Annotated in this window: 12 protein-coding genes; 1 reads left to right on the forward strand and 11 read right to left on the reverse strand. The window is 71.9% G+C overall.

All coding sequences use genetic code 11. The annotated features are described in order from the left end of the window. Positions 1 to 148 precede the first annotated feature (148 nt). From ACIGDI_RS14920 to ACIGDI_RS14955, 8 genes are read right to left on the reverse strand one after another with little or no spacing between them, the layout of a single operon-like run. Positions 149 to 982: an amidohydrolase family protein gene (locus ACIGDI_RS14920; RefSeq protein ID WP_399895730.1), complete on the reverse strand. Its 834-nt coding sequence runs from the start codon at positions 980 to 982 to the stop codon at positions 149 to 151. Beyond that, positions 979 to 1,293, reverse strand: coding sequence for an L-rhamnose mutarotase (locus ACIGDI_RS14925; protein ID WP_399895734.1), 315 nt, complete (start codon positions 1,291 to 1,293; stop codon positions 979 to 981). Before ACIGDI_RS14925 ends, ACIGDI_RS14920 begins: the two co-directional genes overlap by 4 nt. Further along, entirely contained in the window at positions 1,290 to 2,276 is a 987-nt protein-coding gene (locus ACIGDI_RS14930) for an aldo/keto reductase (protein ID WP_399895737.1), read from the reverse strand. The genes ACIGDI_RS14925 and ACIGDI_RS14930 overlap by 4 nt, the downstream gene beginning before the upstream one ends. After that, positions 2,273 to 3,028: an SDR family NAD(P)-dependent oxidoreductase gene (locus tag ACIGDI_RS14935; protein ID WP_399895740.1), complete on the reverse strand. Its 756-nt coding sequence runs from the start codon at positions 3,026 to 3,028 to the stop codon at positions 2,273 to 2,275. The genes ACIGDI_RS14930 and ACIGDI_RS14935 overlap by 4 nt, the downstream gene beginning before the upstream one ends. Beyond that, complete coding sequence (locus ACIGDI_RS14940; protein WP_399895742.1) at positions 3,025 to 4,365, reverse strand: L-fuconate dehydratase; 1,341 nt, start codon at positions 4,363 to 4,365, stop codon at positions 3,025 to 3,027. Before ACIGDI_RS14940 ends, ACIGDI_RS14935 begins: the two co-directional genes overlap by 4 nt. A 31-nt stretch (positions 4,366 to 4,396) precedes the next feature. Continuing rightward, on the reverse strand, positions 4,397 to 5,422 hold the full coding sequence (locus ACIGDI_RS14945) for an ABC transporter permease (RefSeq protein ID WP_399895745.1): 1,026 nt from the start codon (positions 5,420 to 5,422) through the stop codon (positions 4,397 to 4,399). Then, a complete protein-coding gene (locus tag ACIGDI_RS14950; protein ID WP_399895749.1) occupies positions 5,415 to 6,917 on the reverse strand; it encodes a sugar ABC transporter ATP-binding protein in 1,503 nt (500 codons plus the stop codon). Before ACIGDI_RS14950 ends, ACIGDI_RS14945 begins: the two co-directional genes overlap by 8 nt. Then, positions 6,914 to 7,984, reverse strand: coding sequence for a sugar ABC transporter substrate-binding protein (locus ACIGDI_RS14955; RefSeq protein ID WP_200698880.1), 1,071 nt, complete (start codon positions 7,982 to 7,984; stop codon positions 6,914 to 6,916). Before ACIGDI_RS14955 ends, ACIGDI_RS14950 begins: the two co-directional genes overlap by 4 nt. 163 nt (positions 7,985 to 8,147) lie before the next feature. Between ACIGDI_RS14955 and ACIGDI_RS14960 the strand changes: the two genes are divergently transcribed. Beyond that, a complete protein-coding gene (locus tag ACIGDI_RS14960) occupies positions 8,148 to 8,849 on the forward strand; it encodes a FadR/GntR family transcriptional regulator (RefSeq protein ID WP_272174447.1) in 702 nt (233 codons plus the stop codon). Positions 8,850 to 8,859: 10 nt separating this feature from the next. Here the strand turns inward: ACIGDI_RS14960 and ACIGDI_RS14965 are convergent, their stop codons facing one another. The 3 genes from ACIGDI_RS14965 to ACIGDI_RS14975 all read right to left on the reverse strand — a co-directional run bounded on the left by ACIGDI_RS14965 (position 8,860) and on the right by ACIGDI_RS14975 (position 11,459). Next, the gene (locus ACIGDI_RS14965; protein ID WP_399895753.1) at positions 8,860 to 9,564 is read right to left on the reverse strand and encodes an alpha/beta hydrolase; all 705 of its coding nucleotides are present in this window, start codon (positions 9,562 to 9,564) and stop codon (positions 8,860 to 8,862) included. A 337-nt stretch (positions 9,565 to 9,901) separates the two neighbouring features. Further along, positions 9,902 to 11,044 (reverse strand): RNA polymerase sigma factor, encoded by a 1,143-nt coding sequence (locus ACIGDI_RS14970; protein WP_399895756.1) that lies wholly within the window; start codon positions 11,042 to 11,044, stop codon positions 9,902 to 9,904. Further along, the gene (locus ACIGDI_RS14975) at positions 11,037 to 11,459 is read right to left on the reverse strand and encodes a YciI family protein (RefSeq protein WP_399895759.1); all 423 of its coding nucleotides are present in this window, start codon (positions 11,457 to 11,459) and stop codon (positions 11,037 to 11,039) included. Before ACIGDI_RS14975 ends, ACIGDI_RS14970 begins: the two co-directional genes overlap by 8 nt. Positions 11,460 to 11,464: the final 5 nt, after the last annotated feature.

Here is an 11,464-nt window from a genome sequence, read left to right on the forward strand (position 1 = left end):
GACGGGCCTGGGGGTTAACCCGTACGCGGGCCCTGCCGAGTCATCGATCGCCTTTCGTCCGCTGCCGGGCGGGGGCTGGGGTTCGCGCGGCGAGTGAGTCTCACCGCTCGCCCGTCCGGGACGGACGCTTCCCGGCGGGCCGATGGGGTCATAGCCGGTAGACGCGGGTCGCCGTGTCACCCATGATTCGCGTCCGCTCGGACTCGCCCAGGCCGGCGATCAGTCGCCGTGTCGCTTCCACGACTTCGCCGTATGTCGCGGCAAGGGTGCACACGGGCCAGTCCGAGCCGAACATCAGGCGGTCGGGGCCGAAGGCCTCCAGAGCCGTTTCGACGTACGGGCGGAGGTCGTCGAGGGTCCAGCCGGCGGGGTCGGCCTCGGTGACCAGGCCGGAGAGCTTGGCGACCGTGTTGGGGAGGGCGGCCAGGGTCCGCAGGTCCGTGGCCCAGGGCTCCAGGGCGCCGGAGACGATGGGCGGCTTGCCCAAGTGGTCCAGCACGAAGGTGAGTCGAGGCAGCTGCGCGGCCGCCTGCGCGCAGGCCGGGAGTTGCCGGGGCAGCACCACCAGGTCGTAGGCCAGGCCGGCCTCGGCGACCGCGGTCAGGCCGCGGAGTACGTCGGGGCGCAGCAGCCATCCGGGATCCGGCTCGCCCTGGACCTGGTGGCGGATGCCCTTGAGGTGTGCGCCGCCGGGGAGGGCGCGCAGACGGGCGAGTTCGTCGGCGATGTCGGGGCGGGTGAGGTCGGTCCAGCCGACGACGCCGGCGACGAGGTCGTGCGCGTCGGCCAGGGCCAGGAACTCCGGGGTCTCCTCGGCCACGGTGACCGTCTGGACCAGGACGGTGCGGTCGACGCCGGCCGCGCGGGCCTCGGGTTCGAGGTCGGCGACCGTGAAGTTCCGTCGTATGGGGCTGTGTCGGGGGATCCAGTCCTGGTCGCGGACCGACAGGTCCCACTCGTGGTGGTGGGCGTCGACCGTCACGGCAGCTCCCAGACCACGGGCAGGCCCGCGTTCGCGCCCTCGTCGGAGTAGTCGTGCACCACGTCCAGCAGGTCCGCCATGCGGGCCTGCCAGGCGACGTTGACCGGCAGCCGCTCCAGCTCCGCGATGAGGCGGGCGTAGTCCTCGCACTCCAGGACGTGGAAGAGATCGGTGCCGCTGCGCCAGATGGTCCAGGACGTGGCGCCCGCCGCGCGGATGGCGTCCGTGAGTTCCCCGGGGACCTCGCGGTGGGCGGCCTCGTACTCCGTGACGCGGTCCGCGCGGACCTTGGTGTGCAGGGCGACTCTCATGACGGCTCCTCGGCGGGGACGGGGGCCTCGGCCGGCAGGAGCCGCTCCGCGCGCAGCTCCTGCCAGAGACCCGAGGGCACCTTCGCGGCGAACTGCCGTGCCGCGTCCCGTACTTCGTCCGCCGAGCGGGCCCCGACGAGTACGCTCGCGACCGCCGGATGCGCCGCGCAGAACGCGAGGGCCGCGGCCCGCAGGGTGCTGCCGTGCCGTTCGGCGATCGCCTTCAGGCGCAGGGCGCGGTCCAGCAACTCACCGGGCGCGGTGGCGTAGTTGTACGTCGCTTGCGGCTGCGGGTCGGCCAGCAGACCGGAGTTGAAGGCGCCGCCGATCGCCACCGACGTGCCGCGTTCCTCGGCGGCCGGCAGCAGCTCGGTCAGCGCCCGCTGGTCGAGCAGGGTGTAGCGGCCCGCGCACAGGACGACGTCGACGTCGGTGTCGCGGACGAAACGGGTGAGCATCTCGGCCTGGTTCATGCCGGCGCCGATCGCGCCGACGACGCCCTCGGAGCGCAGTTTCTCCAGCGCCGGGTAGCCCTCCCGGAAGGCCTGCTCGGCGTGGTCGTCGGGGTCGTGGAGGTAGACGACGTCGACCCGGTCGAGGCCGAGCCGTTCCAGAGCGGCCTCCAGGGTGCGTCGTACGCCGTCGGCGCTGAAGTCCCACACGCGGCGGTGCGTGGCGGGTACGGCGAAGCCGTTCGCCAGGTCGTCGCCGCCCTCGTCCGACGGCTCCAGGCGGCGGCCGACCTTGGTGGAGATCGTGTAGTCGGCGCGTGGGTGCTCCCGCAGCGCGGCGCCGAGGCGGCGCTCGGACAGGCCGAGGCCGTAGTGCGGGGCGGTGTCGAAGTAGCGGATGCCCTCCGCCCAGGCGGCGGACACGGCCTCGTACGCCTGTTCCTCGGTCACCTCGGTGTAGAGGTTGCCGATCACCGCACCGCCGAAGGCGAGTTCGCTGACCTCGACGGTGCTGTCGCCGAGGCGGTTCACCGGCCCACCGGCCTCAGGCGCAGGCCCTGCATGCCGCCGTCGACGGCGAGCGAGGTGCCGGTGGTGGCACCGGACTGCGGGCTCGCCAAGTAGGCGATGGCACCGGCGACTTCGTCCGCCGAGACGAGCCGGCCGGTGGGCTGGCGGGCTTCCAGGGCGGCGCGTTCGGCGGCCGGGTCGGGCGCCTTGTCCAGCAGGCGGCCGATCCACGGGGTGTCCGCCGTACCGGGGTTGACGCAGTTGACGCGGATGCCCTCGCGGATGTGGTCGGCGGCCATGGCGAGGGTGAGCGAGTACACGGCGCCCTTGGTGGCGCTGTACAGCGCGCGCTGCGGGAGGCCGGCCGTGGCCGCGACGGAGCAGGTGTTGACGATCGCCGCGTGCCGCGACTCGCGCAGGTGCGGCAGGGCGGCGCGGGCCACGCGGACCATGCCGACCACGTTGACGTCGAGGACCCGATGCCATTCGGCGTCGTCGTTGTCCTCGACGGTGCCCTGCGCGCCGATGCCCGCGTTGTTGATCACTACGTCGAGGCCGCCCAGCTCGGCGACCGCGGCCGCGACCGCCTCCCGTACGGAGGTGTCGTCGCTGACGTCGGCGCGGAAGGCCAGCAACGGCTTCTCTACGGTCGAGGGGTCGAGGTCGAGGACGGCGACCTGGGCGCCGCGGGCGGCGAGGAGGTCGGCCGTGGCCCGTCCGATACCGGAGGCTCCTCCCGTCACCAGGGCCTTCAGCCCCGCGAAGTCGGTCATGCCGCCCGTCCCTTCTTCTCGTCGAGGTCGGCGGCCCAGAAGGTGCCGCCGGGGAAGGTGTACCGCGCGATGGACTCCGGTCGCATGGCGGCCGAGAAGCCCGGCGCGGCGGGTGCCCGGTAGTGGCCCTCGCGGATCACCACCGGATCGAGGAAGTGGTCGTGCAGGTGGTCGACGTACTCGATGACCCGGTCCTCGGTGGTGCCGGTGACCGCGACGTAGTCGAACATCGACAGGTGCTGGACGAGTTCGCACAGGCCGACGCCGCCCGCGTGCGGGCAGACCGGCACGCCGAACTTCGCGGCGAGCAGCAGGATCGCGAGGTTCTCGTTGACGCCGCCGACGCGGGCCGCGTCGATCTGGACGACGTCCAGGGCGCCGGCCTGCAGCAGCTGCTTGAACACGACCCGGTTCTGGACGTGTTCGCCGGTGGCGACCTTGACCGGGGCGACGGCCTCGCGGACGGCGGCGTGCCCGAGGACGTCGTCGGGGCTGGTGGGCTCCTCGATCCAGTACGGGTCGAACTCGGCGAGGGCCTTGGTCCAGCGGATGGCCTCGGCGACGTCCCAGCGCTGGTTGGCGTCGATCGCCATGCGGACGTCCGGGCCGACGACCGAGCGGGCGACCCGGCAGCGGCGGATGTCGTCGTCGAGGTCGGCGCCGACCTTCAGCTTGATCTGTGTGAAGCCGTCGGCGACCGCCTGGGAGGCGAGCCGGGTGAGTTTCTCGTCGCTGTAGCCGAGCCAGCCGGCGGAGGTCGTGTAGGCGGGGTAGCCGCGCTCCCGCAGCCGGGCCGTGCGCTCTCCTGCTCCGGCGCGGCCCCGGCGCAGGATGTCCAGTGCCTCCTGGGGCGTGAGCGCGTCGGTCAGGTACCGGAAGTCGATCTGCCCCACCAGCCACTCGGGGTCGGACTCGGCGAGCAGCCGCCACAGCGGCTTTTCGGCACGTTTGGCGGCCAGGTCCCACACGGCGTTGACGACCGCGCCGATCGCCATGTGCATCACGCCCTTCTCGGGCCCGAGCCAGCGCAGCTGGCTGTCCCCGATCAGGTCCCGGTACACCACCGCCGGATCGGCGCACACCTCGTCCACGGGCCGTCCCACCACGTGGTGCCGCAGCGCGTGGATCGCGGCGACCTGGACCTCGTTGCCCCGCCCGATGGTGAAGGTGAACCCGTGCCCCTCCAGGCCGTCCTCGGCGTCGGTGCGCAGCACGAGGTAGGCGGCCGAGTAGTCGGGGTCGGGGTTCATCGCGTCGGAGCCGTCGAGCTCGCGCGAGGTGGGGAACCTGATGTCGTGGGTGTCGACCGCGGTGATGCGGGCGGGCGTCGGGGACACGGAGGGCCTTTCGGTCGTGGGCTGGGGCGGGTCAGTCCTGGGCGCGGCCGGTGGTGAGACGGGCGACCAAGAGGGCGAGCAGGATGATTCCGCCGTAAATAGCCTGAATCCAGTACGGCTGGACCTGTGCCTGGGTGAGCAGGTTGTCGACGGTGCCCAGCAGCAGCACACCGGTCAGGGCGCCGAACATGGTGCCCTTGCCGCCGTCGAGGCTGATCCCGCCGATCACCGCCGCGGCGAACACCGTGAAGATCATGTTCTGGCCCTGGTTGGCGTTGATCGCCCCGACGTAGCCGGTCTTCATGATGCCGCCCACCGCGGCCAGCACTCCCGCGCTCAGGTACACGCCGAGCATCACGCGGTCCACCCGGATTCCGGCCGCCCGGGCCGCCTCGGCGTTGCCGCCGATGGCGTACAGGGCGCGGCCGACCCGGTGGTAGCGGAGTACGGCGCCCGCGACGGCGAAGCTCGCGGCGGCCACCCACACCGAGATCGGCACCTGGAGGAACGTGGTGGTGTGGATCGCGAAGAAGGCGTCCGGCATGTCGAAGAGGGTCTTGCCCTTTGTGGCGCCGACCAGGACGCCGCGCAGGATGATCAGCATCGCGAGCGTGACGATGAACGCGTTGAGCCGCAGCTTCACCACGAGAAGGCCGTTGAAGAGGCCGACCGCTCCGCCCACCACCAGGATGGCCGGCATCGCCAGCCAGGTGGGCAGTTCGACACCCCAGCCCGCACTGGCCGCCGGCAGCACGAGCAGTGCGCCGATCGCGGGTGCGATGCCGACCACCGATTCCAGGGAGAGGTCGAACTTGCCGGTGATGAGGACGAGGGCCTCCGCGAGGACCACCATCGCCAGGGACGCCGACGACGCGGCGATGGAGATGAGGTTGTTCTTGGTGAGGAACGAGTCGTTGACGAAGGCTCCGATCACCAGGACCGCCAACAGGGCGGGCAGCAGGGCGAGTTCGCGGGCCCGCCGCAGCAGTACGGCCCGCGCCGACCGGGCGTCGGGCAAACTCACCGGCTTCACCGGCGGAGCCTTGGTGTCAGCCATGGTGGTCCACTCCTTCGATGGAGGCGATCAGCTCGTGGTCGCGCCAGCCCGCCGGATGCTCTGCGACGACGCGGCCGTGGAAGAGGACGAGGACGCGGTCGCAGCGCCGCAGGTCGTCGAGTTCGTCGGAGACGACCAGCACGGCGGTGCCGTCCTCGCGGGCGCTGTCCACGCGGGCCAGCAGTGACTCCTTGGACTTCACGTCGACTCCGGCGGTGGGGTTGATGAGGATCAGCAGCCGGGGGTCGGAGGCGAGGGCGCGGGCCATGACGACCTTCTGCGCGTTGCCGCCGGACAGGTCGGAGACCGACTGCTCGGGGCCCTCGGTGTGGATGTCGAGGCGGTCGATCAGCTCGGCGGCGAATCCGCGTCTGCGGTCGGTGCCGATGAAGCCGAAGCGGCCCAGCCGGTCGAGGACGCTCATGGTGGTGTTGTCGCCGACGGACATGGAGCGCACCAGGCCCTGGTCGTGCCGGTCGCGCGGGACGCAGCCGACGCCGGCGGCGAGGGCGGCCGGCACGGAGCCGAACGTCAGCGGTTCGCCGTCGAGCCGTGCCGTTCCGCCGGTGGGAGCGCGCAGGCCCGCGAAGGCTTCCGCCAGCTCGATCTTGCCGCTGGCGCTGGAGCCGGCGAGCCCGACGACCTCACCGCGCCGGACGGTCAGATCGATGTCCTCGTACGTCTCCGAGGTGAGCCCGCGCGCCTCCAGCAGGACGGGCGCGCTGTCGTCGACGAGCCTTTCCTGGACGGCCTGTTCGGCGATCGCCTCGATGCTCTCGCCGGCCATGGCCTCGATCAGTGCCGCCCTGGGCAGTTCGGCGACGGGCGCCGTCGTGATCCAGCGGGCGTCGCGCAGCACGGTGACGGTCTGGCAGACCTCGTAGACCTCCTGCAAGTGGTGCGAGATGAACAGGAAGGTGACGCCGGAGTCCTGCAGGCCGCGCATGCGCTCGAAGAGCCGCTCGATCTCCCGGTTGTCGAGCTGGGCGGTGGGCTCGTCGAGGACGATGAACCGGGCGCCGAAGCTCAACGCGCGCGCGATCTCCACCATTTGGCGGTCCTCGACCTTGAGGTCGGCCGTGCGCGCCTCGGGGTCGACGTGCACGTCCCAGGTGTCGAGGAGGGCGGCCGCCTCGTTCTTCAGACGGCGCCAGCTGATGAATCCGCGGCTGACCGGCTGCCGGTTGATGAAGAGGTTCTCGGCGACCGTCAACTCGGGTACGACGGTGGGGTGTTGGTAGACGCAGGCCACCTTGCGGCGCCATGCGTCGCGGTCGGCGAGCGAGGGTGCCGCTTCGCCGTCGAAGCGGACGCTGCCCTCGTCGGGCGCCTGGAGTCCGGTGAGGATGTTGACCAGGGTCGACTTGCCGGCGCCGTTGCGTCCGACGAGGGCGTGGGACTCGCCGGGCAGCACGGTGAGCCGGCCGTCGGCGAGGGCGGTGGTGGGGCCGTAGCGCTTGACGATGTCCCGCGCCTCGACAAGTGGCGTAGTCATTTGACCGTGTTGCCCCAGAGCTTGGGGTCGTCGACGTTGGACTTGGTCACCAGCGGGGCGGGCAGTTGGTCCTCGAGGATGCCGCCGGGCAGCTTGACGATGGTGGAGTCGTGGTCGGTCGGGCCGGGCTGGAAGGTCTTCCCCTGCATCGCCGCCTTGATGTAGTACATGCCGTACTTGGCGTAGGCGTCGGCGGGCTGGGAGACGGTCGCGTCGATCTCACCCTTGCGGATGGCCTCGAACTCCTGCGGGATGCCGTCGTTGGAGACGATGACGATGTGGCCCTTGCTCCCCGCCGCCTTCAGCATGTTCTTCGACTTCAGGGTCTGCAGGGTCGGCGCGAGGTAGACGCCGCCGGCCTGCATGTAGATGCCCTTGATGTCGGGGTTGGCGTTGAGGAGGGTGTCGAGCTTCGAGGCCGCCGTGTCGGACTCCCACTTGGCGGGGATCTCCAGGACCTTCAGCTTGGGGTACTTCTTCTTCACGCAGGAGCGGAATGCCTCGGAGCGGTCGCGGCCGTTGACGGAGGCCAGATCGCCCATGATCTGCACGACCTTGCCGCTGGTGATGTGCGCTCCGAGGTAGTCGCAGGCCTTGGTTCCGTAGGCGACGTTGTCGGCGCGTACGACCATGGCGACCTTGCCCTTGTCGGGCGCCACGTCGACGGCGACGACCGGCACGCCCTTGCGCTCGGCCTGCTTGAGGCCGGCCTCGATGGCGGCGCTGTCCAGGGGAGCGACGACCAGGCCCTTCACGCCCTGGTTGAGCTGGTTGTCGATGTCGGTGATCTGCTGCGAGGGGTCACTGTTGGAGTTGACCGTCTTGAGCGCGTCGACACCTTCGGACTTGGCCATCTTCGGCACGTAGTCGTTGTAGGACTGCCAGAACGGCGAGGTCAGCAGGGGCAGGATCACCCCGACCTTGCCGGTGCCACCGCCTCCCGTGCTGCCGGAGCCGGTGTCCTTGGTGCTTCCGCACGCCGCGAGCGCGAGCGAGGCGCTCGCGGCGACCGCGACGGCTGAGACGATCCGCATTCTGTTCCGCTTCCCCACTGTCCTGCCGGGCATCTGGCGGCTCCTCGTTGAGCGTGTTCGAGCAGATGCCCGCATACTTATCAGACCACTCCCGCGAAACAACACCCTCCGGCAGCAGAATTCCGGGATTTTGGCCGTAGTGGTCGGACCACCTTGCCGGTTAGACTGCGGCGCACCCGGTGAGTGGAGGAGTGGCGTGGACGAGACAGCCCCGCAGAAGGGCACCGTGACGCAGCGCGCCATCGAGCAGATCAAGGCCTTCATCGCGGAGGGCCGGCTGGAACCGGGCCAGCGCCTGCCCACCGAGCGCGACCTCGCCGTGCAACTCGGCATCTCCCGCAGCTCGATGAGGGAGGCGATCCGTGCGCTGACCGTGCTCGGGGTGCTGGAGGCCCGGCACGGCTCCGGCATCTACGTCACCCAGCTGGAGGCCGGCGACCTGCTGGAGACGTTCGGCGTCGTCGCCGACCTCTCGCGGGGCCCCGCGCTGGTGGAGCTGCTGGAGGTGCGGCGCATCCTGGAGTCGACGGCGACGGCGCTGGCGGCGGCCCGCATCACGCCCGACCGGCTGGCCGAGGTGGAGAAGCACCTGCTGGCGATGAACGCCACCGACGACCCCGAGGAGATCCTCGCCCACGACCTCGCCTTCCACCGCGAGATCGCGGCGGCGGCCGGCAACGACACCATGGCGGCCATCCTGGAGGGCCTGTCGTCACGGACCTTCCGTGCCCGGGTGTGGCGCGGCTACCAGGAGGAGGGCGCCTTCGAGCGGACCCGCCGGGAGCACGCGGCGATCCACCGCGCCCTGGTGGCTCGCGATCCGGAGGCGGCCCGGGCGGCGGCGGCCGCGCACGTGGGCGAGGTGGAGGAGTGGCTGCGGGCCCAACTGGGCGGCTGAGAACAGCAGTTCATGCGGCGTTCTCGGGGAGGGCGAGCTCCACGAGGTGGCGAGCGGAGCCGACCGGATCGACGATCTGGTGCAGATGCTCGCCGGGCAGGTGGGCCACGCGCCAGCCCCGTTCGCGCGCCTCGGCGGCCAAGCCGTCGTACGGAGGGCCGAACAGGAGGTACGAGCAGGGGTGGTCGTCCCATCCCACGGGGACCGGGACGCGCTGCTCGTAGTAGGACAGCGGGAGGCGGGGCTGCTCCTCCACCACGGTCCTTCGCAGCGACGGGTCGGGGAACATGGGGGCCACGTCCGCCTCCTCCCACCAGTCCGTCCACCGCGGCAGTCGGCCGTCGACGGCCAACGGCCGCAGGAAATCGAGCAGTTCGGGGGTGGCCACCGAGGTCGGCCCGCTCCGGGCCGGCAGGGCCGCGTCGACGAACACCGAGCCCACCACGGGATGGTCGAGGCCCGCGCGCGTCACCGGGACGAACAGGCCCGCGTTGCTGTGGGCCACGAGCACGACGGGCCTGTCGGCCGGCACCCGCCGGAGGTCGTCGCGGACCGCGTCCACCACGCGGGGCCAGAACGGCGGGTCACCCGAGCCGACACCCAGCAGGGACGGCACCCGCACCTGATACCCCGCGGCCGCGAGCCGCTCGGCCACCGGACGCCAGGTCGAGGGCCCGACGGACGGACTGTGCACGAGAACGAAGATCGGCCGCATGGGAGGATCCTGTCGCTCCCGCCCGCTCGGGCGCGACGGAATCGGCTGACAGCAGAGCGCAGGTGCCGTCCCGGACACGAGCGCGCCGACTGCGGCGGAGGGCGCCGACGGCGAAGACGGCGAAGACAGCGAAGCCCCCGCGCCGGGCGGCGAAACCGACCCGCTCCGTCCCCGCAGGGCGCCGTCGAGATCGTGCTCGGCGTCCCGCCCGACCGGTTCGCGCCGCGGACGGAGCGGCAGGTCGACCGGCGCGCCGACACTGCCGGCCGCTCTGACGGGAACGGCGCACGGCACGGCGCCCCCGCCGGGCGCCACATCGACATGTCGATGTGGCGTGTCAGCTCCGGTGGGTGTTGAGGCGGGCCGCCTGGCGGGTCAGGTGGTCGCGTTCGGCGAGATTCGGGGCCTTGTGGGCCGCCTCGGCGTACAGCCGGGCCGCCGTGGCCAGGTCGCCGTCGCGTTCGTGGAGGTAGGCCGCCACCGCGGTGTGCCGGGGTACGGCGGTGTCCACCTGCGCGAGCGCGGCCAGGCCGGCGCGCGGTCCGTCCGCCTCGCCGACGGCGACCGCGCGGTTGAGCCGGACGACGGGGCTGTCGGTCAGGCGGGCGAGTTCGTCGTACCACTCGACGATCTGCACCCAGTCGGTCTCCGCGGCGGTGGGCGCGTCGGCGTGGAGGGCGGCGATGGCGGCCTGCGCCTGGAACTCGCCCAGCCGGTCGCGGGCGAGGGCGGCCTGGAGGATCCCGATGCCCTCGGCGATCAGCCGCGTGTCCCACCGGCCGCGGTCCTGTTCGGCGAGCGGGATCAGCCCGCCGTCGGGCGCGGTGCGGGCGGCGCGCCGGGCGTGGTGGAGCAGCATCAGGGCCAGCAGCCCGGACACCTCGGGGTGGTCGATGGCGGCGGCGAGCTGCCGGGTGAGCCGGATGGCCTCGGCGGCGAGGTCGACGTCACCGGAGTAGCCCTCGTTGAAGACCAGGTAGAGGACCCGCAGCACGGTGGCGACGTCCCCGGGCTGGTCGAACCGCACGCCGGCCACGGTCCGCTTGGCCCGGCTGATCCGCTGGGCCATGGTCGCCTCGGGCACCAGGTAGGCCTGGGCGATCTGCCGGGTGGTGAGCCCGCCGACCGCGCGCAGGGTGAGGGCCACGGCGGAGGACGGGGTGAGCGAGGGGTGGGCGCACAGGAAGTACAGCTGAAGCGTGTCGTCCACGGCGGGCGCGGGCCCGGGAGCCGGTTCGTCCTCTACGCGGTCCTCACGGCGGCGGCGTGCAGTGTCCGAGCGGGTCTGGTCGAGGAACTTCCGCCAGGCCACGGTCACCAGCCAGCCCTTCGGGTCCCGGGGCGGATCGGCGGGCCAGACGCGGACGGCCTCCACCAGCGCGTCCTGTACGGCGTCCTCGGCCGCCGCGAAGTCGGCTCCGCGGCGGACGAGGACGGTGAGCACGCTCGGGGTGAGGCTTCTGAGCAGTGCCTCATCCACCGGGGTGGCACTCCGTGACGGTGGGCGCCGCGGCGAGGAAGGGGCGCAGCTCCAGCCACTCGTGGATCGGCTTCCCGCCGGCCCCGGGCGCGGCCGACAGCTCCCCCGCCAGTTCGACGGCCCGCTCGTGGCTGTCGACGTCGATGACCATCCACCCGGCGATGAGGTCCTTGGTCTCGGCGAACGGCCCGTCGGTCACGGGCGGGCGCCCCTCACCGTCGTACCGCACCCAGGTCCCCTCGGGAGCGAGCGCCTGCCCGTCGACGTACTCCCCCGTCTTCACCAGCCGGTCCGCGAAGTCCCGCATGTACTGCACGTGCGCCGAGATCTCCTCCGGCGTCCACTGCTCCATGGGGATGTCGTTCACCGCGGCCGGGGCACCGCGGTAGTGCTTCAGCAGCAGGTACTTCGCCATCGGGG

It is taken from the genome of Streptomyces sp. NPDC085900, from assembly GCF_044540925.1.
Taxonomy (GTDB): Bacteria; Actinomycetota; Actinomycetes; order Streptomycetales; family Streptomycetaceae; genus Streptomyces; species Streptomyces gilvifuscus.